The 25,304-nt window shown below is 57.0% G+C and carries 20 protein-coding genes; 9 read left to right on the top strand and 11 right to left on the bottom strand.

Annotated features, from left to right (window positions below):
• Positions 1 to 4: 4 nt before the first annotated feature.
• The 3 genes from flgA to E5201_RS00790 all read left to right on the top strand — a co-directional run bounded on the left by flgA (position 5) and on the right by E5201_RS00790 (position 3,034).
• Positions 5 to 817, top strand: coding sequence for a flagellar basal body P-ring formation chaperone FlgA (flgA, locus tag E5201_RS00800; RefSeq protein ID WP_140984097.1), 813 nt, complete (start codon positions 5 to 7; stop codon positions 815 to 817).
• Positions 818 to 839: 22 nt separating this feature from the next.
• Positions 840 to 1,574, top strand: a complete 735-nt coding sequence (gene flgH / locus E5201_RS00795) for a flagellar basal body L-ring protein FlgH (protein WP_140984096.1) — start codon at positions 840 to 842, stop codon at positions 1,572 to 1,574.
• A 173-nt stretch (positions 1,575 to 1,747) separates the two neighbouring features.
• Positions 1,748 to 3,034, top strand: coding sequence for an O-antigen ligase family protein (locus E5201_RS00790; RefSeq protein ID WP_140984095.1), 1,287 nt, complete (start codon positions 1,748 to 1,750; stop codon positions 3,032 to 3,034).
• Between the two features lie 36 nt (positions 3,035 to 3,070).
• Here the strand turns inward: E5201_RS00790 and E5201_RS00785 are convergent, their stop codons facing one another.
• The 5 genes from E5201_RS00785 to E5201_RS00765 all read right to left on the bottom strand — a co-directional run bounded on the left by E5201_RS00785 (position 3,071) and on the right by E5201_RS00765 (position 6,510).
• Positions 3,071 to 3,466: a DUF805 domain-containing protein gene (locus E5201_RS00785; protein ID WP_140984094.1), complete on the bottom strand. Its 396-nt coding sequence runs from the start codon at positions 3,464 to 3,466 to the stop codon at positions 3,071 to 3,073.
• Between the two features lie 215 nt (positions 3,467 to 3,681).
• Positions 3,682 to 5,334 (bottom strand): chaperonin GroEL, encoded by a 1,653-nt coding sequence (groL, locus tag E5201_RS00780; RefSeq protein WP_140984093.1) that lies wholly within the window; start codon positions 5,332 to 5,334, stop codon positions 3,682 to 3,684.
• Between the two features lie 56 nt (positions 5,335 to 5,390).
• Positions 5,391 to 5,681 (bottom strand): co-chaperone GroES, encoded by a 291-nt coding sequence (gene groES, locus E5201_RS00775; RefSeq protein ID WP_140984092.1) that lies wholly within the window; start codon positions 5,679 to 5,681, stop codon positions 5,391 to 5,393.
• Between the two features lie 113 nt (positions 5,682 to 5,794).
• A complete protein-coding gene (locus tag E5201_RS00770) occupies positions 5,795 to 6,028 on the bottom strand; it encodes a helix-turn-helix domain-containing protein (protein WP_140984091.1) in 234 nt (77 codons plus the stop codon).
• Positions 6,028 to 6,510 carry a DUF2975 domain-containing protein gene (locus E5201_RS00765; RefSeq protein WP_140984090.1) on the bottom strand — a complete coding sequence of 161 codons (483 nt, stop codon included), beginning with the start codon at positions 6,508 to 6,510 and terminating at the stop codon, positions 6,028 to 6,030. Before E5201_RS00765 ends, E5201_RS00770 begins: the two co-directional genes overlap by 1 nt.
• Positions 6,511 to 6,728: 218 nt before the next feature.
• Between E5201_RS00765 and E5201_RS00760 the strand changes: the two genes are divergently transcribed.
• Positions 6,729 to 9,728, top strand: coding sequence for a sugar-binding domain-containing protein (locus tag E5201_RS00760; RefSeq protein ID WP_140984089.1), 3,000 nt, complete (start codon positions 6,729 to 6,731; stop codon positions 9,726 to 9,728).
• A gap of 188 nt (positions 9,729 to 9,916) precedes the next feature.
• Here the strand turns inward: E5201_RS00760 and E5201_RS00755 are convergent, their stop codons facing one another.
• From E5201_RS00755 to E5201_RS00735, 5 genes are all read right to left on the bottom strand, one after another.
• The gene (locus E5201_RS00755) at positions 9,917 to 10,462 is read right to left on the bottom strand and encodes a glutathione peroxidase (protein WP_140984088.1); all 546 of its coding nucleotides are present in this window, start codon (positions 10,460 to 10,462) and stop codon (positions 9,917 to 9,919) included.
• 18 nt (positions 10,463 to 10,480) lie between these two features.
• Positions 10,481 to 12,079 carry a DUF389 domain-containing protein gene (locus E5201_RS00750; protein WP_140984087.1) on the bottom strand — a complete coding sequence of 533 codons (1,599 nt, stop codon included), beginning with the start codon at positions 12,077 to 12,079 and terminating at the stop codon, positions 10,481 to 10,483.
• Between the two features lie 46 nt (positions 12,080 to 12,125).
• On the bottom strand, positions 12,126 to 13,661 hold the full coding sequence (locus E5201_RS00745) for a tryptophan halogenase family protein (RefSeq protein WP_140984086.1): 1,536 nt from the start codon (positions 13,659 to 13,661) through the stop codon (positions 12,126 to 12,128).
• Positions 13,648 to 15,174: a tryptophan halogenase family protein gene (locus E5201_RS00740; protein ID WP_140984085.1), complete on the bottom strand. Its 1,527-nt coding sequence runs from the start codon at positions 15,172 to 15,174 to the stop codon at positions 13,648 to 13,650. The genes E5201_RS00745 and E5201_RS00740 overlap by 14 nt, the downstream gene beginning before the upstream one ends.
• 202 nt (positions 15,175 to 15,376) lie before the next feature.
• Positions 15,377 to 18,511 (bottom strand): TonB-dependent receptor, encoded by a 3,135-nt coding sequence (locus tag E5201_RS00735; protein ID WP_140984084.1) that lies wholly within the window; start codon positions 18,509 to 18,511, stop codon positions 15,377 to 15,379.
• A 435-nt stretch (positions 18,512 to 18,946) separates the two neighbouring features.
• Here E5201_RS00735 and E5201_RS00730 point away from each other — a divergent pair, with 435 nt between their 5' ends.
• Positions 18,947 to 19,966, top strand: a complete 1,020-nt coding sequence (locus E5201_RS00730) for a LacI family DNA-binding transcriptional regulator (RefSeq protein WP_140984083.1) — start codon at positions 18,947 to 18,949, stop codon at positions 19,964 to 19,966.
• A 66-nt stretch (positions 19,967 to 20,032) separates the two neighbouring features.
• On the opposite strand, the gene cysK is transcribed toward E5201_RS00730, so the two are convergent.
• Complete coding sequence (gene cysK, locus E5201_RS00725) at positions 20,033 to 21,019, bottom strand: cysteine synthase A (RefSeq protein ID WP_140984082.1); 987 nt, start codon at positions 21,017 to 21,019, stop codon at positions 20,033 to 20,035.
• A 214-nt stretch (positions 21,020 to 21,233) separates the two neighbouring features.
• On the opposite strand from cysK, the gene chpT reads away from it, so the two are divergent.
• The 4 genes from chpT (at position 21,234) to E5201_RS00705 (ending at position 25,303) form a co-directional block, all read left to right on the top strand.
• Positions 21,234 to 21,965: a histidine phosphotransferase ChpT gene (gene chpT, locus E5201_RS00720; RefSeq protein ID WP_140984081.1), complete on the top strand. Its 732-nt coding sequence runs from the start codon at positions 21,234 to 21,236 to the stop codon at positions 21,963 to 21,965.
• A gap of 125 nt (positions 21,966 to 22,090) precedes the next feature.
• Positions 22,091 to 24,460 (top strand): chemotaxis protein CheA, encoded by a 2,370-nt coding sequence (locus tag E5201_RS00715; RefSeq protein WP_140984080.1) that lies wholly within the window; start codon positions 22,091 to 22,093, stop codon positions 24,458 to 24,460.
• A 12-nt stretch (positions 24,461 to 24,472) separates the two neighbouring features.
• Entirely contained in the window at positions 24,473 to 24,916 is a 444-nt protein-coding gene (locus tag E5201_RS00710) for a chemotaxis protein CheW (RefSeq protein WP_140984079.1), read from the top strand.
• A gap of 21 nt (positions 24,917 to 24,937) precedes the next feature.
• Positions 24,938 to 25,303, top strand: a complete 366-nt coding sequence (locus tag E5201_RS00705; protein ID WP_140984078.1) for a response regulator — start codon at positions 24,938 to 24,940, stop codon at positions 25,301 to 25,303.
• Position 25,304 lies beyond the last annotated feature (1 nt).

Below are 25,304 nucleotides of genomic sequence, written 5' to 3'. Positions count from 1 at the left end.
GCCCATGCACAGATCCGTCTATATGCTGATGCTGACCGGTGCCGTTGCGGGCATGTTAGGTCTGGCGCACCCTGTTTCCGCGCAAAGCGTGCTGGTGCTGAAACCGTCCGTCACCGATGCCGACGGGCGCATCACGATTGGCGATGTGTTCGACAATGCCGGAAACGCGGCCCATGTCGTGCTCGGCAGTCGCGTCGGGCCAACGGCTGTGCTCGATGCTGGTCGCGTTCAGGCCATGGCCCGTCAGGCCGGTGCCTACTGGGATAATCCGCAAGGCCTTCGCCGCATTGTGGTCAGTGCCGGATCGGATGGATCTTCGGGGACAACTCGCACCACACAGGCCCCCACAACACAGGCCCCCACAACACAGGCCCCCACAACACAAGCAGGCCGCACCCGTGAGATGCTGGTCTTCAGCCGCTCGATGGGGGCCAATGAGATTGTCGGGCCTTCGGATGTTTCCTATCAGCCGGTGCAGAGCCATATGGCCACCGGTGCCGGTCTTGAGGCCGCGGATGTCATCGGCAAGAGCGTGCGCTATCCGATCCGCGAAGGGGCGGTGGTGCGTGGTTCGGATCTGTCAAACCCTGTGGTCATAAGACGTTCAGAGCAGGTGCGCGTGACCTGGACGGCGGGGGCCTTGAACCTCAGCATGAGCGGCGTGGCGCAAAAGGATGCGGCGGTCGGTGATGTGCTGATGGTGCAGAACCCCCAGTCAAAGAAAATGGTCGAGGTCGTGGTAACCGGCCCCGGCACGGCAGTGATTGGCCAGACGGCCACACAGTTGCGTAATCAATCTCTCTATTCCGCCAGATAAGGTGCCAGATAAGGTGAATGTCATGCGTAAGTCTTTTGTCGCTGTCTGTGTTCTGGCGGGTTTTGTCTCTCTCGGGGCCTGTGCCTCGGTCGGGGAGGCCGTGCATGGCCCGCAGCTAACCGGTATGGGATATCCAGCCGCACTGGTGCCGCAAACGCAACCGGTCATGGTGGCGCAAAACCATGCCTCACCGGCATCTGCCAATACTTTGTGGCGGACGGGGGCGCGGGCCTTTTTCAATGACCAGCGGGCGCGTCGCATTGGCGATATCCTAACGGTGCAGATCAATATCGATGACCGTGCCCAGACCTCGAACACCACGGCACGGGCGCGTGACAACGAATATAGTGCCGGTGTCGGCAATGTTTTCGGGCTTGAGTCGAGCCTTGGGAAAATTTTGCCGGGTGAATTCAATCCGCAAAATGCCCTGTCGGCCAATGGTTCGACCAGCTTTTCCGGTTCGGGCAGTGTGAACCGTGCTGAAAAAATCAACCTGACCATTGCTGCTGTGGTAACCGGCGTGCTGCCGAATGGGAATCTGGTGGTGCAGGGGTCGCAGGAGGTGCGCACTAACCGCGAGGTGCGTGAACTGACGGTATCGGGTATTGTACGGCCTGAGGACATTTCTTCGGCCAATACGGTGCGCCATACGCAAATGGCCGAGGCCCGTATATCCTATGGCGGGCGCGGGGATGTCACGCGCATGCAGGCGGCACCGGTTACGCAGTCGCTTATGGAGAAATTCAGCCCGTTCTAGCGCCTGCTTGCGCGCGGGGGCGCTTTAAGCATAGATACCCCTCCGTCTCGTCGCTGCCGCGCCGATTCACCTCCCCATGCTGACGTATAGGGAGGAAAAATCCTTAAAGTCCTTTTGAGGATTCGTCTGTATAAGGGACGTTCTGAACTGAAGTATGGATTCCCCAAGCCGGTATGCCCACCTATCTTGATGACCCTGTCCCACAGGCTCCGGCTCCGGAACGCAGCGGGCTGAGTTTGTGGATATTTACAGCCGAAACCCTGCTGACCGGCTTTTGTATCTTCATGTTTACCAATGCCCTGTGGGCACCGCTGTTTGCGCCGGATAGTGCGGGCAGTGAGGAATCGGCCTGGCTGAGGCTTTTGTGGTTGCCGGTTTACGGGCTGACGCTTTTGCTTTTGCTGTTGCGATTGCCGATGTTCATGCGGGCCTTACCGGCGGTGTTCATCAGCGGCATACTGATCGGGTTGTGCTATGCGTCGCTGTTCTGGTCGATCGCGCCCGATGTCACCAGTCGCCGTTCTCTGGCGCTGGCCTTTACCACCCTGTTCGGGCTGTATCTGGGGACGCGCTATAAGGGGCGTGACCTGACGCAGATTGTCGCCCTGACCTTTGCGGTTCTGGCGGCCCTAAGTCTTCTGGTGAGTATCGGTTATCCGAAAATGGGCGTGCATGACGATATCAATGCCGGTGCCTGGCGCGGTCTGTGGCAGGAGAAAAACCAGATGGCGGCCATGATGACGCTGGGGTTCATCGCCGCCAATGCCAGCGCCCTGATGGTGCCGGAACGGCGAAAGTTCTGGATTGGCGTGGCGGTACTGATCTTTTTTATGGTGGTGATGTCGAGATCAAAGACGTCGCTGCTGGCCTGTATGCTTAGTCTGGCGGCCTTGCCGGTTCTAATGGCGCTCAGGCGGGGGGGCGTGTTGAGTATCCTGTTCGTCTGGGGGGCGACGACCCTGTCCCTGATTGGTGGGACGGTATTTTTTCTGATGCCGGAAGTTGTCCTCAAGGCGCTGGGGAAAGACCCGACGCTGACAGGGCGGACGGATATCTGGGATTCGTTGTTGCGGTTGTCGGATCAGGCCCCGTGGCTAGGCTATGGCTATAAGGCGTTCTGGACGCCAGACTCTATCCCTGCGGCGGTGGTGCGGGAGGAAACCGGATGGAAGGTGCCGTCGGCGCACAATGGCTGGCTTGATCTTTTGGTGCAACTGGGCTGGGTCGGGGTGCTGTTGTTTGGCCTGTGTCTGGTGGTGACGTTTTTCTGCGCCCTGTTCCGCTTTGAGCGGGTGAAGGACGGCTATTTTTCAGTGCTAATCCTGTGTTTGTTCAGCTTTCTGATCCTGTCGGAAAGCTTTATCCTGTCGCAGAATAATCTGGTGTGGGTGTTGTTTGTCTGTGTGATGACGCGACTTACGGCCAATCAGCTACAGGATGACGGGCAGGGACAGAAATGAAAAAGGGCGGCTCCTCACCGGAACCGCCCTTTTTACCTATTCGAAGGTCGAGACCACATCGGGTCTCAGCTTGTCTTCGCCGTATTTGTTGGGGCCATCGGTGCCTTTGAGGATCGTCCATACGAGCAGAAGGATGCCGCCGATAAGCGGGATAAGCCCAATCAGAAGCCACCAGGCGCTGCGGTTTGTGTCGTGCAGGCGACGGAAGCTTAGACCAAGGCCAGGAAGAAACAGGCCCAAGGCAATCAACCAGTAAAGCGCTGTACCAATACCCGCTTGCCCGCGTGAGGCTTCGCCGATCAGGAGGAGGTAGGGAATGGCCAGAACCAGAATCTGGAACAGCATAAACCACCAATATTCCGAGCGGGTCGCGCGGCCCTTGAAGTTTACGTAATTATTAAACGCGCTTTTAATCGCTTCAACAAATGTCATGGCGTGCCCCGTGGTATGAAATTAACGGGGGCAGCTTATGCGATCCGGTTGCAAAATCAATCGGATAATCCGCACAAAAAAAGAGCGGGCCATGCGACCCGCTCTTTCCTTAGATAAGATGTGAGCTTTCGCGAAGGGCCGCCCCGAGAGAAAGCTCTCGAAACGACCACACCGAAAAAGTACACTGAGCGTAGCGAAGGACTTTGAGGTGAAACCTAGAAGTCCATACCGCCCATACCGCCCATGCCGCCCATGCCGCCGCCGGGCATAGCCGGAGCCGCGTCTTTTTTCGGCGATTCAACGACAGCCGCTTCGGTGGTGATCAGGAGGCCTGATACCGAAGCCGCGTCTTGCAGAGCCGTACGCACAACCTTGGCCGGATCGATCACGCCGTCAGCCACCAGATCGACATATTGTTCCGTCTGGGCGTTGAAGCCGAACGAAGCGTCGTTCGAGTCAAGGATCTTACCGACAACGATGGAGCCTTCGACACCAGCGTTTTCAGCAATCTGACGGATCGGCGCCTGAAGTGCGCGGCGCACAATGGCGATACCGGCGGTCTGATCGTCGTTGTCACCCTTAAGGTCAGCCAGAACCTTGGAGGCTTTCAGAAGGGCCGTGCCACCGCCCGGAACGATACCTTCGTCCACAGCGGCGCGGGTGGCGTTGAGGGCGTCATCAACGCGGTCCTTACGCTCTTTCACTTCCACTTCGGTCGAACCACCGACGCGGATCACGGCAACGCCACCAGCGAGTTTCGCCAGACGTTCCTGCAGCTTTTCCTTGTCGTAGTCGGAAGTAGTTTCTTCGATCTGTGCCTTGATCTGAGCGACGCGGCTTTCGATCTCGGCCTTTTCACCAACGCCATCAACGATGGTGGTGTTTTCCTTGGTGATCGTTACCTTCTTGGCGCGGCCAAGCAGGTCAAGCGTCACGTTCTCAAGCTTGATGCCGAGGTCTTCGGAGATGACCTGACCGGCGGTCAGGATGGCGATGTCCTCAAGCATGGCCTTACGGCGATCGCCGAAGCCCGGTGCCTTGACCGCAGCGACGCGCAGGCCGCCACGCAGACGGTTGACAACGAGGGTCGCGAGGGCTTCGCCTTCGACGTCTTCAGCGATGATCAGCAGGGGACGGCCCGACTGAACCGAAGCTTCGAGGATCGGCAGGATCGGCTGGAGCGAAGAAATCTTCTTGTCGAAGATCAGGATGTAAGGGTCTTCGAGGACCACTTCCATCTTGTCAGGGTTAGTGATGAAGTAAGGCGACAGGTAGCCGCGGTCAAACTGCATGCCTTCAACGACATCGAGTTCGGTTTCAGCGGTCTTGGCTTCTTCGACGGTGATGACGCCTTCGTTGCCGACTTTTTCCATGGCGCGGGCGATCATTTCACCGACTTCGGTGTCGCCGTTGGCGGAAATGGTGCCGACCTGAGCGATTTCGGAGTTGGTGGTGACTTTTTTCGACGACGACTTGATTTCGGCGACGACGATGCCAACGGCCTTGTCGATACCGCGCTTCAGGTCCATCGGGTTACGGCCCGAAGACACAGACTTGAGGCCTTCAACGGCAATGGCCTGCGCCAGAACGGTTGCGGTCGTGGTGCCGTCACCGGCCTTGTCGTTGGTCTTGGAAGCGACTTCGCGGATCAGCTGAGCACCGAGGTTCTCAAACTTGTCGGCCAGTTCGATTTCCTTGGCGACGGAAACGCCGTCCTTGGTCGAACGCGGCGCGCCGAAGGATTTTTCGAGAATGACGTTACGACCCTTGGGGCCGAGCGTTACCTTAACGGCATTGGCGAGGATGTTGACGCCGCGCAGAATCTTGTCGCGCGCGTCGGAAGCAAATAATACGTCTTTAGCAGCCATTTTAGTGTTTCCTATTTGGATGCGTTAATTGGATAGGGGGTGAACGCGGCTAAGGCTTAGCGCGTAACCACACCGAGAATGTCGGATTCTTTGAGGATCAGCAGGTCTTCGCCGTCCAGCTTGACTTCGGTGCCGCCCCACTTGCCGAACAGGATGCGGTCGCCAGCCTTGACGTCGAGAGCGACTTGCTCGCCCTTGTCGTTACGGTTGCCGGGGCCAACAGCGATCACTTCGCCTTCCTGTGGCTTTTCCTTGGCGGTGTCGGGGATGATAATCCCGCCCTTGGTCTTGGCTTCTTCTTCTACTCTTTTGACCAGAACGCGGTCGCCCAATGGACGAAAGCTCATTATGGTATCTCCGATTGCTTGTGAATGGGTGTTAGCACTCACGCAAGGTGAGTGCTAAGGCGTGTCAGAGGTAGGTTTGATGCCGGTACGAGTCAAGGGCGCAGATATGAATTTTATGTCTCATCGCACGTAAGGTCGGCGGGGTCGGGCAGATATTCAATAATATCAACGGGTTGACAATCAAGAATCAGGCAGATTTTTGACAGGGTGTCAAAGCGCAAGCCCTTAACCTTACCGGTACGCAAAAGGGACATCTGAGTTTCGGAAATACCCACCTGCGCCGCCAGATCCTTAGCCCTGACCTTGCGTTTGGCCAGTGCGATATCAAGCGTTACATTAATCGGCATCAGACGAAACCATCCACTTCGGTTTTAAGGCTTTGGCCTTGACGGGTGATCAGCCAGAGCAAAAGGCCGATCAGGCCGATGGTTACGCTTTCGATCTGAATGTCCCAACGGATGCCACGAAAGCGCCCTTCGAGTACCGGCACCAGTGTCGGTGCAAGGACAACGGCGGTTACAGCCCCCCACATCAGGTTTTCGCCTATGCCGGTAAGACCTTTGACAATGCTGGCGGTGAAGGCACCGTACTTTTCCATGCGCGTAAAAATCTCACCTGCCGACACCAGCGCCATAAGATAAAAACCGGCGGGCAGGACGGTTACGACATGGGCCGAGATCAGGCTGGCATTATGCCACAAGCGATCTGTTTCATAAGGAAGCTGCATCAACGCAACACTCAGTTGCGCGACATAGGCGAGGATCAGGATGCCTGCGGTTAATCGCGTGGCCCCGCCAATAAGACGCAAGGACAGGATTTTTTGAGTCATGGCTCAATCTCGTGGTTTAATTTATTTGCCTAAAATGTATATAAATTTAAATAAAACATAAAGTCAAGCCTGTCCGTTGAGCGCTCGTGCCATCTTTTCGCAACGGAAAATGTCACGGGTTGCGTTTGAGGAGTTATCAGACTAATTAATCTGATAACTCTGTCGGGGTGTCTGCGCCGCCGCCAATAATAAGAATAATAGGAAAAAGGAACGTATCTGTGGCCTCTCATAATTTCAAAAGCGCCGGATTGGCGGCCATAGTCGCCGTCATGGCCATGCCGCCCCTGACGGCTGAGGCGCACCGCGCGTCAACGCACGAAAGCTCACCGCGCCAGAGTTTCAGCTTTGATCAGGGCTGGCTGACGCAGACCGGTGAAGCGGCGGACTCCTTTGCACCGGCAGAGATCGCCTTTGATGACCGCAGCTGGCAGAAGGTGACCCTGCCGCATGCTTTTAATGAACATGAGGCCTTCGCCAGGGATATTCACCAGCTTTCGACCGGCATCACCTGGTATCGCAAGCGCTTCAGGCTGCCTGCGGGGGCAAAACCTGAGCGGGTGTTTATCGAGTTTGAAGGGGTGCGCCATGCGGCGGATGTCTGGGTCAATGGCACAAAGGTTGGTTTAAGCGAAAACGGCGTCATGGCCTTTGGCTTTGATATTACTTCGGCGCTTAAGGCTGGCGAAAATATCATCGCGGTGCGCGTGGATAGTGACTGGAATTACCGCGAACGGGCGACCAATAGCCGCTATCAGTGGAGCGACAAGAATTTCTACGCCAACTATGGCGGCATCAACAAATCGGTCAGCCTGCACCTGACCGGCGGTGTCTATCAGACCCTGCCGATCTATTCGTCGCTCGGGACGACGGGGGCTTATATCTATGGCAGCGACTATGACATTGCCGGTAAGGCCGCGACGATCCATGCGGAATCTGAAATCACCAATACGACCGGTGCCGATCGCAGGCTGACCTATGGAGTGGTGATCCGCGACCTCAAGGGCAAGGTTGTCGCGCGTTTCAATGGCGACACGGCGACCCTTAAGGCCGGTGAAACCGCGACCCTTAAGGCAGCACAGCGGGTCGGGAACCTTGAGTTCTGGAGCTGGGGTTATGGCTATCTCTATACGGTGACCACGACCTTAAGCGAAAAGGGCAAGGTGATTGATGCCATCGATACCCGCACCGGTTTCCGTTCAACGGATTTCAGCAATGGCATGGTCAAACTGAATGACCGGGTTCTGGTCATGAAGGGTTATGCCCAGCGCACAACCAATGAATGGCCGGGTGTCGGCATATCTGTGCCGCCCTGGGTCAGCGATTTTGGCAATAATCTGATGCTTGAGGGCAATGGTAATCTGGTACGCTGGATGCATGTTACGCCGTCCAAGATGGATGTCGAATCCTCTGACCGGCTGGGGCTTATTCAGGCTATGCCCGCTGGTGATTCCGAAGGTGACCCCAAGGATCGCCGCCGCGAACACCGTGTTGAGGTCATGCGTGACGCCATCATCTATAACCGCAACAATCCGTCCATTCTGTTCTATGAGGCGGGTAACAAGGGCATAGACGAAGCGCACATGGCCCTGCATAAGGCGGTGCGTGACCAGTATGATCCGCATGGCGGTCGCGCCATTGGCTCACGTGAGATGCTTGACTCTGACATCGCCGAATATGGCGGTGAGATGCTGTACATCAACAAGAGTAAGCATAAGCCTTTGTGGGCCATGGAATATTCGCGGGATGAGGCGGCGCGTGCCTATCAGGATGATTTCACCCCGCCCTTCCATAAGGATCGTCCGGCCTATAACCGCAATGTCGAAACCATTGCCGTTGAAAACGTCAAGCGCTGGTGGGATTTCTATCAGTATCGGCCCGGCACCGGTGATCGGGTCAGTGCGGGCGGTGTCAATATCGGCTTCACTGATTCCAACTCGCACTTCCGGGGTGACAACAATTACCGCCGTTCGGGGGAAGTGGATGCCGTGCGTCTGCCCAAGGACAGTCTGTGGGTGCATAAGGTCATGTGGGATGGCTGGGTCGATTCCGAAGGCCATCACACACATATCATCGGGCACTGGAACTATCCCGAAGGCACAGTGAAGGATATCTTTGTCGCCGCCAATGGCGAGCGGGTTGAACTGTTCCGCAATGGCCAGTCGCTGGGTTTTGGCGAACGCTCCGAAGGCTTCCTGTTCACCTTTAAGAATGTGGCCTTTGCCGCCGGTGAGCTTAGGGCCGTGACCCATTATGCCGATGGGCGTATCTCTGAGGATGTGCGCAAAACGGCTGGTGCGCCGGTGGCCATCAAACTGACGCCTATCAACGGGCCGCGTGGCTTTGTGGCCGATGGTATTGACCTGATGCTGGTCGATGTCGAAGTGGTCGATAAGGACGGTCAGCGCGTGCCGACAGCCTTTAATGCGGTCAATTTCGCGCTTGAAGGGGCGGCGGTCTGGAAGGGCGGTATCGCGCAGGACGAAACGGCGGCGGATAAGAAGCTGTCGGAAAACTATGTCCTGTCTGAGGTATTGCCGGTCGAACGCGGTATCAACCGTGTGCTGATCCGTTCGACCGATAAGGCCGGTCAGGTGAAGCTGATTGCCAGTGCCGAAGGGCTTAAGCCCGCGACGATTACGACGCGCACAAAGGCTGTGGCGGTCAGGGATGGTTTATCGAATGTGTTCGCTTCAGACTATCAGCCGGTTAATCTGTCGCGCGGTCCAACGCCGTTGACGCCATCCTATACGGATAGTTTGCGGGGGGTGACGGTGGCGAAGATCACAACCGGTTCCAATCAGCAGGACGCTGCTCTGAGCCGCGATGATGATGAGCGCTCGATGTGGAACAGCGATGGTACGGCTGAGGGGGCGTGGATCGAATATGATCTCGGGTCACCGCAATTGGTGTCAAAGTTGTCGCTGCGTCTGACCGGCTGGCGGGTGCGGGGCTATCCGATACGCATCAGCTTTGATGGCAAAACCGTCTTTGAAGGCGAAGCGCCGAAATCACTCGGCTATGTCGATTTTGATGTGCCTGCTCAAAGCGTGGGCAAGATCCGTATCGAACTGACGGGGCCGACCGAAGACCGCGATGGCTTTGGCAATATTGTTGAGGTGACGACTGATCGTCAGGGGGCGTCTACGGGGGCTGAGAAGGTCAAAACCGGCTATATTCTCAGTATTATGGAAGCCGATATACTCGGGCCTGTGGAGTAGGGCGTCTTGCTTACGTCTCCCTCCTGCTTTGCGGGAGGGTGGCGCTTTGCGTTAGCAAAGTGACGGGAGGGTTTCTTAAGCAAGATACCCCTCCGTCTTTTTAGCTGCCGCTAAAAATCCACCTCCCCATGCTTTCGCATAGGGAGGAGAGAGGTCCCCCCGCTTCGGGGAGGTATGAAGGGGTAAACCTACTTCTTGAGTTCGGCTTCGATAGCGTCCGTCAGGCGGGGATCGGCAGCATCGATGTCCGGTGAGAAACGACCGGCCACTGTGCCGTCACGGGCAATAAGGAACTTTTCAAAGTTCCACAGGACTTCGCCCTTGGGGTTGGTCGGGATACCGTAATTGTTGAGCTTTTCGCGCATCTTTTCGTCGCCGAGCGTTTCGGGCTGGGCGGCGGTGAGGTTCTGGTACAGGGGGTGCTTGTCGTCACCGGCAACGCTGATCTTGGCGAACAGGGGAAAGGTCACATCATAGGTGGTCGAGCAGAAATTCTGGATATCGGCCTCAGAGCCAGGTTCCTGTTCCTTGAAGTTGTTGGCCGGAAAACCGAGGATTTCCAGACCTTCGTCCTTTTTGGCGCGATAGAGGGCCTCAAGGCCTTCATATTGCGGTGTCAGGCCGCATTTGGAGGCGACATTGACCACCAGACGCACCTTGCCGTCATAATCGGCCAGACGAGCATCGCTGCCGTCAATACGCTTTAAGGGGATGGTGTTGAGGTCAGCGGTCATAGGTAGCTCCGGTCAGGTTCAGGGTTGCGCCGAGGTCGGCGGTAAAATGAATATATCGGCGGGCGGATCAATCTGCGCAATAGTGTCGTTGCGATTTGTCTGAGTGCGATTCGTCTGGGCGCGATGGATATTGGCGATGCTGACTGTGACTTCGGGGTCGCCTTCACGGTTAGCGGCCTCAAAGGCAGAGGTGACGGCCTCAAGCCTTTGTTGCGCCAGACCCGTCCGTCCCGCAGGTACAGGGATAACCACCTGAATGCGCGCGGCGTTCCAGCGATTGGCCGCCCACAAAGCCTGCTCAACCGTGCTTGTATCGCTTAAGGCGGACGTGTCAGGTTTGAAACGCAGTGGCTCAACCGAGAGTACCGGCGGTATAAGCCTGATCTCGTCGTCGGGCATCAGGCGCTGCATGGCGCGTTCAAGATTATAATAGTCGGTGAGATTGCCCCCGTTTTTCATTCGCACCTGCACGTCGAGACGCTTGCCCTGACGGCTGGTGTTTTCGATGCTGGCGACGCGTGAAATGATCTGGCTGAGGAAGGCATCATTGGTAGGCGCGGTTGTGCCTGTGTTACGTGGCCCGGTCAGGAGGCTGGTGTCCTTGGCGGCCAGTACCTGCTCGACATTGATTTCACGCGCATCCTTGTATTTCTGACGCAAGGCCGCTTCAACGCCCGGCACATAGTCCTGCGTAATAACAATGGCGTTGACGCCCTGTACCTCAGAGCCGCGGACATTGACCCTCAGGTCTGAGATGCGCGACGCCTGTGCGCGGAAAGCCGTGTCCAGATCGGCACGCACCTGATTGGTCATGCGGGCTTCGGCAACTATGTCCTTAAGCGACAGGGCCAGAGGCGTGCAGATAAGGGCCAAGGCCGCAAGAACGGCGGCGGATTCCCAACGGGTCTCGGGCATTTGCTGCGGCACAAAACCATAGCGCCGTGACATGGCAAATACGGCGCCCAGAATAGCGACCACGTTGGTGAGGAACAGTAAAAACGCGCCGCCCGCCATATTGAGTGAGCCGGTGGCAAGGCCAAAGCCCACCACATTCAGCGGTGGCAAAAGGGCCGTGGCAATGGCGACACCGGCAATGACGCCGCCCTTACGCGATATGGTGACATAGGCACCGACTACGCCCGATAGCGCCGCCACACCCAGATCAAGCAGGGTCGGACGGGTGCGGGCGAGAATTTCCGGGGTGACTTCCTTAAGCGGAGAGATCGAAACGATGATGATACCTGCCAGAATCGACACGATAGTGCCCACCGTGAGGGTAATACTGGCGTCACGAAAGGCGCGAAATTCCAGACGCGCCAGCGCCATGCCCATGGCCATGATCGGTGCCATAAGCGGGGAAATCAGCATGGCCCCGATCAGCACGGCGACCGAGGACTGCATCAGCCCGATGGTGGCAATGCCGCAGGCGCTTATGAGCATCAGATAATAGAAGCCGCTCAGCTTGGCGTCTTCGTGCACCTGATGTTCAATCATCGCCCGTTCATAGGGGGTGCAGAGTTCTGAGGGTCTGCGGATCAGAGCGGTAAGCCATGCCCCTGTCCGCCGTTTCACGGCTTCGGGCCTCAGGCGTCTGCGCCATTTCGCTGTCTTGTTCATGCGGGTTTACTAAAGCAAGGTCGCCCGCACATCAAGGTTCAGGGCCTCAGGCGGGCACAGCCCGCTTTGGCCGTTCCGGTGGCAGAGGCGCGGCGCAATGGGTGCGTAGGAAGTCCCCATGTGAGGGCAGGGTGTCCACAAAAGCATTTAACTGCGGCAGGGTGGCATCCAGTGTCGCCCATAATTCATCTTTCGGGATGCGATCCACCAGCGGACTGTGGTTGCGCGGGCGGATGCGCATGCCGTCCATCACCGCCTGCCAGCTGGGGGCGCGGAACAGGTCTTCAACGCCTTCGCGCAGGGCCCCATTGACGCGGTATAGCTCAAGCTTTTCCTTGAGGCTGTCAGGGATTTTGGCGGCACGGACATCACGCCAGAAGGGCGTATCTTCGCGCTCGGTGGTGCAATAGTGCAGGACAACGAAATCCTTGATCTCGGTATAGTCGGCTTCCATGCGCTGATTGAATTCGCGTTGCAGGGCCGGGTCCATGCCGTCCTTTGGATAAAAGCGCAGGAAAAATTCCATAGACCGGTAAATCAGATGCAGGGCGGTCGATTCCAGTGGCTCGATAAAGCCGCCCGCCAGACCGACGGCGACCACATTCTTGTGCCACAGTTCGCGGCGCATGCCGGTTCTGACCGGCACAAACCACGGGTCGGTGGTTTGTTCGCCCTCGACCTGTGACAGCAGGGTATCAAGCGCCTGCTGGTCGGAAATATGGCTGCTGGAGAAGACATAGCCGTTGCCTGAGCGATGCTGAAGGGGGATGCACCAGCGCCAGCCGGCATCCTGTGCGCCCGCATAGGTATAGGGGTGCGGATCGCGAATATTGGTGGTCTGGGTGGTGACGGCGCGGTCGCACAGAAGCTGATCAGACCAGTCGATGAAATCGACCTTAAGGGTCTGAGCGGTCAGCAGGGAGCGGAAGCCTGAGCAGTCAATAAACAGGTCGCCGTCAATGCGACGTCCGTCATCAAGGGTCAGGCCGGTGATGTAGCCGTTTTCGGGGTTCTGATGCACCTGTTCGATCATGCCTTCATGGCGGGTAACGCCTTTGTTCTCAGAATAGGTGCGTAAATATTTTGCGGCCAGATAGGCATCAATGTGCAGGGCCGTGGCGGCCGAACCGATGGGGGTATTGCGGGCCTTGAACGGCAGCATGAACTTGCCCTTTTTCGCCATGGCAGTGGCGGGGGCGAAGTCCTGAAGGTCAGAGGGGTGGCCTTCGTGTTTGGCCCTGAGCCAGCACTGATAAAATTCGTTGCCCGCAATGATGCCGCCGGTGTGACCAAAGGGGTGGTAATAGGTTTCGCCCTTGACGCGCCAGTCGTCGAAACGGATGCCGAGTTTGAAGGCCCCTTGAGTGGCGGCGATGAATTCGGCCTCGTCAATCTCAAGGCGGCGCAGCATTTCGAGAATGGGCGGTACGGTCGATTCGCCGACACCGATAATGCCGATTTTTTCCGATTCAATCAGCTCGATGGTGGGGCGTCCGCGCGGCAGAAAGTGAGAGAGAATCGCGGCGCATATCCATCCGGCAGAACCTCCGCCGACGATGACGATTTTCTTAGGCTCTGACATGGATTTTCCCCTGTGTGGTACGGTTACAGTAATCAATAAAGTCCTGATGAGAGGCGGCTCTGGCGACCGATTGCGCAATCAGGTCTTTCATCTGTTTCAGTCTTTGTCGCGCTTTATTCAGCGGGATGGCCTGAGCTGCCGGATCAACCTGATCAGGATAGATGCGGTAGCCGTTATAGATGGCCAGCCAGCTTTGCGGGTGGAACATTTCCCAGCGGTAACGGACAAAATGGCCGCGTTCCTTATACAGCGTCAGTTTGCGCGTCAGGCTGTCGGGCAGGGTGACGGCCTTTACCGCCTTCCAGAATGAGGTGTCTTCGCGGGTGGCGGCGCAATAGTGGAACAGGACGAAATCGCGCACGCGCTCATATTCGGCGGCAAAGATGTCGTTATATTCGCGTTGCAGGGCCGGATGGAAATCAGACGCCGGAAACAGTTGTTTCAGCTTTTCGATGCCGGTCTGGATCAGGGCGATAGACGTCGATTCCAAGGGTTCGATAAAACCGCCAGAAAGACCAATGGCGACGCAGTTTTTCTCCCATGCTTTATGACGATGGCCGGGGCGGAATTTCAGCTGGTGCGGTTCAAGTAGCAACTTGCCGGGGATGCGTTTCAGGAAGGCATCATAGGCTTCGTCATCGCGCATGTGATCGCTGGCATAGACAAAGCCGGTGCCGTTTCTCTGTTGCAGGGGGATTGTCCATTGCCAACCGGCATCATGTGCATAGACATCGATGGTTGGCGGCGGGGGCGTGTGGGATTCGGCCTGAACGGCAAAGGCACGGTCGCAGAACAGCCACTGGCCATAGTCTTCGAAACCGACCCCCAGCGCCTTATGGATCAGGAGGCCCTGAAAGCCTGAGCAATCGATAAACAGATTGCCACCGGCCTCAGTGCCATTATCGAGATCAAGCGTTTTTATGTGGCCGCTGTCGGGGTCAAGATTGACCTGAGTGATTTTGGCGTCGGTATAGGTCACACCGCGCGCCTCGGCATAGGTTTTCAGAAAGGCGGCGTAGCGTCCGGCATCTATGTGCAGGGCAAAGTCGAAATGGGCCCCGTAAAAGGGCGCATTGCCGCCGGTCATGGCGAATTTCCCCGCTTTGGCCAGGGAGGTGCTGAGGCAGTAGTCGTCAAGGTCAAGTTCGTCGCCTTCAAGGCGCAGGCGATTGAAGACATTCAAAAATGAGACGTCTCCGAAGTCTTCGCCATAACCGCCGAAGCCATGATAGAAAACGCTGTCGGCCCCGCGCCAGTCGCGAAAGGCCAGTGCCATCTTCACTGTGCCGCCCGTGGCGCTGATGATGTCGGCGTCTGATAATCCCAGAGACTGGTAGAAGCTGCGAATGGTCGGGATGGTCGCTTCGCCAACGCCCACCGTGGCAATCTGCGAGGAGGCAATGACGCGAATTTTTACCTTGTCTTTGAAATGGTTGGCCAGCGCCGCCGCCGTCATCCATCCGGCGGTGCCGCCACCGACAATAGTTACCGAGCTTAAGGGGGCCGCGGCCATGATCATCGTCCCTGTGCTGTCGTTTTTGGTCAGAATGCGCTGAAAACGCGTGCCCAACAAATGAAAAAGGCGGCAAAGGTGAAAGAGGGAGCTCATTCGCCTTGCCGCCAAGTCAGGAAGAAAACATTAACGATCGTAAGACCGTTAATCATTCGGACGCGCGCAGGTAGAGGCGCGCGCCCGAATTCTGTTTACGCCACTGTTACCACTTGGCGCGCAGGCCGAAGGTGACACGCGGCTCATACTCGTTCTGGAAGGCAAATTGCGTCTTGCCGTCTGCGAACTGATAGTAATAGTCCTCGATCTCACCGGTTATGTTGGAACCGTTGACATAGAGGGCGACCTGAGGGGTCAGTTCATAGGTGGCGTTGACGTCCACATAGGCTGACTTGTCCTGATAGGTTGGCAGGTTGTCGCCGCCGAGCGTATTCAGGGCCATATAACGTGCGGAGCGGTAGTTATAGGCAACGCGCACCTGAAGCTTGTCGTCCTGGTACCAGCCGACCAGATTATACTGGTGTTTGGAGTTGTTCATGAACGGCAGACGGTCGCCATCCATGCTGCGGCGCAGTTCCTTGGACGGTGAGAAGGTGTAGTTGGTATCGACACCGAAGTTACGCAGGATCGGTGTATCGATAAAGTCGTCAAACGAGAACTTGCCTGACAACTCGATACCCTGAACCTTACCGCCGTCACCCTGCACCGGAAGGTTAACCGGTACGGTGCGACGAATGACGCCGTCCTGATCCGGGAACTCGCCGGTGGTCTGACCGCCGGTTACGAAGCTGGCAATATCGATATAGAAGACGGCCACGTTAACCAGAGAGGCGCGACCGAGATAGTATTCAGCCGACAGATCGAAGTTCTTGGCGCGCCAGGGGGCCAGTTGCGGGTTGCCGCCCTGAGAGGCACCGGTCGCAATGCGGATGCCGAGGGTTTGGTCATCCGAGGTGGTGATCGACAGACCGCCGCCATAGCTGCCGAGATCAAGCGGCTGCATGGTCTTGGCGGCTGCAAAGCGGAAGCGCAGCTTTTCCGAATAGTCATAGACAAGGTTCAGAGACGGCAGGATGTCCGAATAGCTGTTGGTATCAAAGACGTCGCCGATATCCTCGTTGGTATCACCATAGGGATACTGGGTCGGGTCGGTGACGTTCTGACGGACATTGATCTTGGTCTTGATGTAACGCAGACCGGCATTACCCTTAAGCTTGCCGACTTCGAAATCACCGGCAACATAGGCGTTGCTTTCTTCCAGGCTGACGTCATAGGACTGGCCCGGAATGATGACGCGGTTAGCGCCACCGAAAACATTCTGCATGAAGCCGACCGCATCATCAAAATCACGCGGATCAGCGGCCCAGAAACCCGGCAGACCGGAGGTAATACCCCCCAGATCGGTGACAAAGATCGGGTTGTTATATTCATCCAGTCGCGTCGGGCGGTTGACCGTATAGGGCTGGAAGATCGTGGCCGGATACGGATCGCCGTCGGGATCAAGCTGTCCTGCCAGAGCATGGGGCACCATTTCGCCGCGCGCGCAGCGGGGGTTATCCATTACCACGTCAATGGCTTTCCACTGTGCGGCACAGCCTGCGGATTGAACGACGCCGTTCTGGTCAGGCTTACCGGCATAGAAGTCCGAGAACAGGTGGAACTGGGTGATTGAGGTGTCACGTTCGGAATGGCGCAGGCCGAAGTGGGTTTTATTGAACAGGCCGAACAGGCGGTCGTCATATTCGTAGTGACCGTCGAAACGCAGAACTTTCAGACGGGAATCGGCTTCGTTGTTATTTTCCGATGAGAAGGCACCCACCGCATATGACCCCAGATTGGCCATATAGTCCGTTAAGGTCTTGCCTGCGCCGAGACCGCCGGTGATGGGCGTGTCAAAGCCTGACCATGCCGGATGTTTGCCTGAGATGTCATAATGCAGCTGCGGGTTTTCGCCGTAGCCTTCGGGGTTCGGATTGAGGTAACAGCCACCTTGTGCGCCTGTGATGCTGTTGGAACGGCGGGAGGCGTCAAAGGTATCGCAGATTTCCTTGGAATAGAAGGTGCCGCGGGTGCGGTCTGCGGCCTGACGGAACAGGGTGAAGCGGCCGGGGGCATAACCCCAGTTAGACAGATCGCCCTGAACCTGACCGTTCATGCTCAGGCGGTTGGCCTCAGCCGAAATGGCGCGCAATTCATAGGTGAACTTGCCGCCGTTATCGTATTTGAGTTCAAGGTTGTAGTTGTGGGATTCTGAGGTGTTGGTGCGGTTGACCGTAAACGAGTTGATCCAGTGGGCGTTGATGTCATATTCATCAACACTGACCCACGGGCGGCCATTGCCACCGGTTACACCCGTATCCGAGAAATCCGTTGGCTGTGTCCAGGTGCCGAATACGGCCCCATCCCAGCGGTTGGAAATATTCAGGCCCACGGCGCGGTTATAGTCCTCAAGCTTGGCATAGAAGCCTTCGACAATAAGGGTATAGCTGTCGCCAATCTTGCCTTCGAACGAGGCATTGAAGCCAGTACGCTTGCGCTGGTTTTCACGGTGGAAGCTGTCATAGCCATGCGGCGACAGGAAGTTATTGGGAGCGGACCCGCCCCAGTCATTGTTGCCAAACAGAGCCTGACTGACGCCGGAATAGTTGTTGCCGAGGGTCACATCCGATGTCGCGGCGGACAAAAGTATGCCTGCCTTATCGTTACGCCAGCTTACCAGACCGTTGATCAGGTGGTCGTCGGACTTGGTGTGGCTGCCGCGCTGGCCTTCGATGGCACCGGCGAGTGTCAGGCCTTCACGGAACTGGAACGGACGGCGGGTTTGCAGATCGATCGTGCCGGAAATGCCCGACAGAACATTGGTCGGATCGGTGGACTTATAGACCACAACCGAGTTCATCAGCTGTGACGGCACATCCAGCAGATTGGGCTGGGCCGAACCGAGGTTTCCGGCGCTTAAGTATTGTTCGCCGTTCATCAGGGTAATGACCTGAGACAGGCCGCGCAGATCAACGGTCGAACCTTCACCGGCGTCGCGGCGAATCTGTACGCCGGGAACGCGTTGCAGTGAGTCGGTAATGGTGGTGTCCGGCAGCTTGCCAATGTCTTCGGAAGAGATGGCGTCGACGATGGCCACTTCGCGGCGTTTGATACCGACCGACTTAAGTTGTGAGGCCCGCACGCCGGTAATGACGACGGTCGTGATGTCCTCGTCTGCGGTGGCGGCCTCCTGAGCAAAGGTGGCTGTGGACAATGCCATCACCGAGGCACCGGCGCCAAGCGCCAAAGCCCATTTGCGCGCACGCCCGGCGCGACTGTGGTGTGGGGTGGTGTATTTCATTATGCTTCATCCCTGGATGTTGTTGTGTTGTACTTTTTCACACTACACGCGGTTTCGACCCTGTATTTCGAACCCTTTTTTGTCCTGCCAATTGTCTTGTTTTGGCCCCGTTATGTCTTTTGATCTTTCGGCGGACATTTTCGCGAGAGACAGGCGTTGCTTGATGATATTGTCATACAATGCACCTGCTTTGCTGACCGTCTGATGCGGTCTTACATCCCTCCCATAGGTGTTTTTTCGCAATGAAGTGCCTCTGGTGTGACAAAATGTCCTGATTGTGTCAATATAAAATGTCATCGATGTCATTTTTGACCATGAAACACGTAGACATCACGAACAGACTGTGGCCTTGTTGCATCATGACGCTTCTGTTAAGGCGGGGCGCACAGGCGCGGTGACGCCGGTATTAACCTTGGGTGGAATTGGCACTTTGACATGACGACTATATATGATGTGTCCCGTCTGGCAGGGGTGTCGGCAAAGACGGTTTCACGGGTGCTGAACGAACCGGATCGTGTGAAGACGAAGACACGCGAAGCGGTGCTTGAGGCGATGAAGTCACTTGAGTACAGCCCCAACTCCATGGCGCGTCAGTTGCGGCTGGGGGGCGGATCATCATTGGGGCTTTTGCTTGAAGACCCGGCCTCGGGTTATCAGAGCCGTTTCCATCAGGCGCTTCTGACCGCCTGTATGGAGGCCGGAAAGCACATGACGGTTGAGCTGTTTGAAGGGGTCATGCCGGACTGGCAGGCGCGGGTTGACCGGTTCCTGACCGAGGGCCGTGTGCGTGATCTGGTGCTGCTGCCGACGCTTTGTGATTTTGCACCGCTTAAGGACTATTTGCGCACAAAAGGTGCGCGGGCCGTTCTGATCGCGCCTTCGGTCTATGACACCCATTTTCCTGCCGTAGTTATGGATGATCGGGCGGCGTCGCGTCAGATTGTCGAACATCTGTTTTCACTGGGCCATAAGCGCATTGGCCACATTACCGGCCATGCCGATCACTCGGCCTCGATTCTCCGGCGCTCAGGGGTTATTGAGGCCTATGACGCCGCAGGCCTGCCAAGGCCGGGGCCTGAACTTTTTGCCAGCGGTGACTTCATGTTCAAAAAGGGTATTGAGGCCGCAGAGATACTTCTGTCCCTGCCTGACGCGCCGACCGCCATCTTTGCCGCCAATGACGAAACCGCGGCGGCGGTGGCCATGGTGGCCCATAAGCGCGGCCTGAGTATCCCCGGTGACCTGTCGGTCGTGGGCTTTGATGATGCGCCGATTGCCTCGGCGGTCTGGCCTGCGCTTACGACCATACGCCAGCCCTATCTCGAAATGGCGCGGCGGGTTGTGCAGATCATCGACGGGTGGGAAGGACAGACACGCAGCAGTGGCAATACCTCGGTTTTCATGACGCCGCATGAGCTTATTGTGCGCGATTCCAGCGGACCAGCCAAGGTATAGGGTTGAGACACAAAAAGGACGCAGAGCCTGAGGCTTGCGTCCTTTTTGTTTTAATGCCCGAGGCCCTTAGAGGCCATCGAACAGGGCGGTCGACAGATAGCGTTCCGCGAAGCTCGGGATAATGGCGACAATGGTTTTACCGGCATATTCATCCCGCGCCGCCAGACGGAAGGCGGCCTCAAGGGCGGCTCCGGAGGAAATACCCACGGGCAGGCCTTCGAGTTGCGCCGACTTGCGGGCGGTGGCAAAGGCGTCGTCGTTGGAAACCAGTTCGACCTTATCAATCACGCCGCGATCCAAAATGCCCGGTACAAATCCGGCACCGATACCCTGAATCTTGTGCGGGCCGGGTTCGCCGCCGGACAGGATGGGTGAGGCTTCGGGTTCTACGGCGACGATCTCAACGGAGGGCTTGCGCTCTTTCAGCACCTGACCGACGCCGGTGATCGAGCCGCCGGTGCCGACACCGGAAATCAGCACGTCAACCGCGCCATTGGTGTCGTTCCAGATTTCTTCGGCAGTGGTGATGCGGTGAATGGCGACATTGGCGCTGTTTTCAAACTGCTGGGGGATGACCGATCCGGGGATTGAGTCACGCAGTTCCAGCGCACGGTTGATCGCCCCGCGCATACCTTTTTCCGCAGGCGTCAGTTCAAGGCGCGCTCCAAGCAGAAGCAACATCTTGCGGCGCTCCAGAGACATGGATTCCGGCATGACCAGAATGACCTCATAGCCTTTGGAGGCTCCGACAAAGGCCAGTGCAATACCAGTATTGCCTGAGGTTGGCTCAATGATCACGCCGCCGGGCTTAAGGTCGCCGGAGGCTTCGAGCGATTCGATCAGGCCGACGCCGATGCGATCCTTGACCGAGGCCAGCGGATTGAAGAATTCAAGCTTCGCCAGCACGTCAGCCTTGGCACCATAGGCTTCTGACAGGCGCGGCAGGCGCACCAGCGGGGTGTCGCCAATCGTGTCGAGCAGGGAGTCATAAACCTTGCCACGGCCTTTGCGGGCGAAGCGGGCGACGGAAGCGGAGGAAAGCGGATCAGCCATTTGAAAAACCTTTGGAGCGAAAAAAATAAAATGCCGCAGGCAGTCAGTTAATCCCGTCACAAAACACGAGTCAACGGGTAGGATTTGCGCCGCCTGTGCGAATTATTGCCGACTATACCGTCTTGGAGGTTTTCTGATAAGGCAAATCACCTCACATAAGGGTGCAGAAAAGCTAATCCTTCACCTGTTCTGTTACATTCTCAGGATCTGATGCATGACAACCGATATAATTACGGACGATAAGCCGGTTACCACAGACGCTTCTGAGGCTGTATCCGGGGCTGTATCTGAGGCTGCGTCCGAAACGGCTGGCCTGCCTAATCCGCACGATCTGGCGACGCAACTGGTGGCCAAGCTGTGTCATGATTTTATCAGCCCGACCGGTGCGATTGTCTCTGGCCTTGATCTTCTGGCCGATCCTTCGGCGCAGGATATGCGTGATGACGCCGTCAATCTTATTCAGGCCAGTGCCACCAAGATGGTCGCGCTGGTGCAGTTTGCCCGTGTGGCCTTCGGGGCCGCCACCTCGGCAGAAGCCTTCAGCGGCCGGGAACTGAACAAGATCCTTTCGGATATGTTTGCGACCATGCGCGCCGAATTGCAGTTCGATATTGATAATGAGGTCGTCTTTGAAAAGCCGGCGGCACGGGCGCTGGTCAATCTTGGCTATATAGCCGGTAATGCCTTGCCGACCGGTGGTGTGGCGCACATCCGTCTTGAGCGGGAAGAGGGCGTTCTGGTTTTGACGTCTGTCTCAAGTGGTAAACGCGCACGCCTTAAGCCCGAAGCCGTCGAAGGCCTGTTCGGTAAACCCTTAAGTGACGGGCTTAACGGACAGTGGATTCAGCCCTTCTGGCTCTATAGTGTCGTCAAGGAAGCCGGTGGCAAGCTGACGGTCGCGGTTGATACGGATCAACTGACGATAAAAATAAAATTGCCAGATTAGGTCAGACAAAGGGATAATGGCGGTTCTGGCAACTATCCCTTAACCAAACCTCGCGATAGTGACCCGTTAAAGATGGTATGATTGCGCCTGTTGCGCTGTGCCATCGTTTGAAGACGGGGTGTCAAGTGGACGATCTTATTGCCGAGTTTCTAACCGAAACCGCTGAAAGCCTTGAGGTGGTTGATTCGGAGCTGGTGCGTTTTGAAGCCAATCCGAATGAACGCAAGACCTTGGATAATATTTTCCGCCTTGTGCATACAATCAAAGGCACCTGCGGCTTTCTGGGTCTGGGACGCCTTGAGGCCGTCGCCCATGCCGGTGAAACCCTGCTGGGGCGTTTCCGCGATGGCAAGCTTGAGGTCACGCCGACGGCGGTGACGCTGGTTCTGCACTCGATTGACCGCATCAAGGTTATTCTTGCCGGTCTCGAAAGCACCGGTCTTGAGCCGGATGGCTCGGATGAAGACCTGATCGAACAGCTTGAGGCCATGGCCGACGGCCGTGAAGTGGCTATTGATGCCGTCAAGGCGGTGACCGTGCCGGATCGTCCGATTGCGGCAGATGCCGAAGACGTGGTTATTCCTGAGGTTAAACCGGAACTTGAACGCACCCTGCGCCCCGGTGAGGTATCGCTGGAGGAGCTTGAGGCGGCCTTTATGGCGGCGGAAGCCCCCGACTGGATGAATGAGCCGGTCGTTGAAGAAGCGGTTGCCGCTGTGGCCGAACCGGTCGTGCCCGCAGCGCCATCTCCGGCGGCGAACAATGAACTGAATACCTCTCTGGCGGCTCTGTCCAATCTGGCGGGCGGCGGTGAAGAAGGGGGCGGGATTACCACCACCCAGTCGATCCGGGTTTCGGTGGATGTGCTTGAGGGGCTGATGACGCTGGTGTCAGAGATGGTTCTGACGCGTAACCAGCTGTTGCAGATATCGCGTACTCGCGAAGATTCGGCATTTGCCACCCCCTTGCAGCGCCTGTCGACCCTGACGGGTGAGCTACAGGACAGCGTGATGAAGACCCGCATGCAGCCGATTGGCGCAGCGTGGAAGAAGTTGCCGCGTCTGGTGCGTGACCTGAGCCATGAACTGGGTAAGAAGATCGATCTGGTCATGGACGGTGAAGGCACCGAACTTGATCGTCAGGTACTTGAGCTTATTCGTGATCCCCTGACCCATATGGTGCGTAACTCGGCGGACCACGGTCTGGAATCGACCGAAGAGCGTATCAAGCTTGGTAAGCCTGCTAATGGTACGGTCAAGCTGGCGGCGTTCCACGAAGGCGGCTATATCGTCATTCGTATTTCCGATAACGGGCGCGGCCTGAATACGACGCGCATCCGTGAAAAGGTCATTGAAAAGGGTCTGGCGTCTCGCAACGAAGTCGAGAATATGTCCGACCAGCAGATACACCGCTATATCTTCGCGCCGGGCTTCTCTACGGCGTCGGCGGTGACCAACCTGTCCGGTCGCGGTGTCGGCATGGACGTTGTGCGCACCAATATCGAGCAGATCGGTGGCCAGATCGACCTGAACTCGGTCACGGGTCAGGGCACGACCTTTACCATCAAGATACCGTTGACCCTGGCGATTGTGTCGGCCCTTATTGTCGGGGCCGGTGGTCAGAAATTCGCGGTGCCGCAGACCTCGGTGATGGAGCTGGTGCGTACCGGCGCCAATGCGGAGCATAAGATCGAGCGTATCGAACAGTCACTGGTCTTGCGCCTCAGGGACAAGCTGCTGCCGCTGGTGCAACTGTCGCCGACGTTGAAACTCGGGGAATATGATCAGGACGAAACCGCTTTTGTCATGGTGATACAGGTCGGTGAGCGCCGTTACGGCCTTGTGGTCAATGATGTTCTCGATACGGAAGAAATCGTCGTCAAGCCGCTGGCCGGTATTCTGCGCGATGTGCAATCCTTCTCAGGGGCAACCATTCTGGGTGACGGCTCTGTGGTGCTGATCCTTGATCCCAACGCCCTGTCCGAACATGCGGGCAATATCATGGATGACAAGACATCGGAGGCGGTTGAAGATGCCCATAGTGAAGCTATGGGTCAGAAGGTGGCCATGCTCCTGTTCCGTGCCGGTGGCGGTGCGCCCAAGGCGGTCGAGCTTGAGCATATCACACGTCTTGAGCACATAGAGAGCGACAAGATCGAACGCATGGATGGTCGGGCTGCCCTGCAATATCGCGGACGCCTGATGCCGATCGTCAATGTCGTCGATGGCAATGGCCTCAAGGAGAACGACATTCAGCCGCTGCTGGTTTTCACCGGCGAAGGTTATGCCATGGGGCTGGCGGTTGATGAAATCGTCGATGTCGTCGAGGATTACCTGAATATCGAGTTGTCGGCGGATCATCACGGGGTGCGCGGGACGGCGGTGGTCGCCGGAAGGGCCTGTGAAATTCTCGATGTCGAGCATTACCAGTTGCGGGGTCTGGCCGAACATCACCGGCGCGATCACGCCTCTGATTTGCAAACCGTAGCGGCTTAAAGGGATATAGGAATGAGCATCCGCGATTATGTCACGCTTCGCGTCGGCGGTCAGTTATTTGGTGTGGACGCCGCACGCGTTCATGATGTCTTTCACCCGCGCGGTTTGACGCCTGTGCCGTTGTCACGTCCGGAAATTGCCGGTGTGCTGAACCTGCGCGGACGGATCGTGACGGCGGTTTGCGCCCGTCAGCGTCTGGCCTTGCCGCCGCGTGAGGCGGATGCGCCGGAACCTCTGGCGATCGGTCTTGAGGTGCAGGGTGACTCCTACGGTCTGATCATCGATTCGGTGGATGAAGTCCTTAAACTTGATGATGAACGTTTCCATGCGCCGCCGGGCAATCTGCCGCCGCGCTGGGCCGATATTATTGTCGGCGTTTATCAATTGGAAAAGGAACTGCTGATAGTATTGGACCCGCACACCTTGCTGGATGCGGCACATCTTAAGGCCGCGTAAGCAGGTTCAGGGGAAAGCTATATGAAAACCTGTCTGGTTGTTGACGACAGTCGCGTGATCCGTAAGGTCGCCCGCCGTATTCTGGAAAATCTGCAGTTTGAGGTTTCCGAGGCCGCAGACGGCCTTGAGGCCCTGAATGCCTGTAAGGCGACCATGCCTACGGCCATACTGCTTGACTGGAACATGCCGGTCATGGACGGCATTACTTTCCTGCGCCAGTTGCGCAAGGAAGAGGGCGGTACCGAGCCGGTTGTGGTGTTTTGCACGACCGAGAATGATATGTCGCATATCACCGAGGCCCTGACCGAAGGCGCGTCAGAATACATCATGAAGCCGTTTGATGGCGACATCCTTGAGGCTAAGTTTTCGGAAGTTGGCCTGATTTAAA

Source organism: Asticcacaulis tiandongensis, from assembly GCF_006475605.1.
Taxonomy (GTDB): Bacteria; Pseudomonadota; Alphaproteobacteria; order Caulobacterales; family Caulobacteraceae; genus Asticcacaulis; species Asticcacaulis tiandongensis.
Note: the sequence above shows the minus strand (reverse complement) of the source record. Positions and strands in the feature narration are given on the sequence as shown.

Coding starts and splice junctions, on each gene's coding strand:
- flgA (WP_140984097.1), top strand. CDS start 5: ATGCACAGATCCGTCTATATGCTGATGCTGACCGGTGCCGTTGCGGGC.
- flgH (WP_140984096.1), top strand. CDS start 840: ATGCGTAAGTCTTTTGTCGCTGTCTGTGTTCTGGCGGGTTTTGTCTCT.
- E5201_RS00790 (WP_140984095.1), top strand. CDS start 1,748: ATGCCCACCTATCTTGATGACCCTGTCCCACAGGCTCCGGCTCCGGAA.
- E5201_RS00785 (WP_140984094.1), bottom strand. CDS start 3,466: ATGACATTTGTTGAAGCGATTAAAAGCGCGTTTAATAATTACGTAAAC.
- groL (WP_140984093.1), bottom strand. CDS start 5,334: ATGGCTGCTAAAGACGTATTATTTGCTTCCGACGCGCGCGACAAGATT.
- groES (WP_140984092.1), bottom strand. CDS start 5,681: ATGAGCTTTCGTCCATTGGGCGACCGCGTTCTGGTCAAAAGAGTAGAA.
- E5201_RS00770 (WP_140984091.1), bottom strand. CDS start 6,028: ATGCCGATTAATGTAACGCTTGATATCGCACTGGCCAAACGCAAGGTC.
- E5201_RS00765 (WP_140984090.1), bottom strand. CDS start 6,510: ATGACTCAAAAAATCCTGTCCTTGCGTCTTATTGGCGGGGCCACGCGA.
- E5201_RS00755 (WP_140984088.1), bottom strand. CDS start 10,462: ATGACCGCTGACCTCAACACCATCCCCTTAAAGCGTATTGACGGCAGC.
- E5201_RS00750 (WP_140984087.1), bottom strand. CDS start 12,079: ATGAACAAGACAGCGAAATGGCGCAGACGCCTGAGGCCCGAAGCCGTG.
- E5201_RS00745 (WP_140984086.1), bottom strand. CDS start 13,661: ATGTCAGAGCCTAAGAAAATCGTCATCGTCGGCGGAGGTTCTGCCGGA.
- E5201_RS00740 (WP_140984085.1), bottom strand. CDS start 15,174: ATGGCCGCGGCCCCCTTAAGCTCGGTAACTATTGTCGGTGGCGGCACC.
- E5201_RS00735 (WP_140984084.1), bottom strand. CDS start 18,511: ATGAAATACACCACCCCACACCACAGTCGCGCCGGGCGTGCGCGCAAA.
- E5201_RS00730 (WP_140984083.1), top strand. CDS start 18,947: ATGACGACTATATATGATGTGTCCCGTCTGGCAGGGGTGTCGGCAAAG.
- cysK (WP_140984082.1), bottom strand. CDS start 21,019: ATGGCTGATCCGCTTTCCTCCGCTTCCGTCGCCCGCTTCGCCCGCAAA.
- chpT (WP_140984081.1), top strand. CDS start 21,234: ATGACAACCGATATAATTACGGACGATAAGCCGGTTACCACAGACGCT.
- E5201_RS00710 (WP_140984079.1), top strand. CDS start 24,473: ATGAGCATCCGCGATTATGTCACGCTTCGCGTCGGCGGTCAGTTATTT.
- E5201_RS00705 (WP_140984078.1), top strand. CDS start 24,938: ATGAAAACCTGTCTGGTTGTTGACGACAGTCGCGTGATCCGTAAGGTC.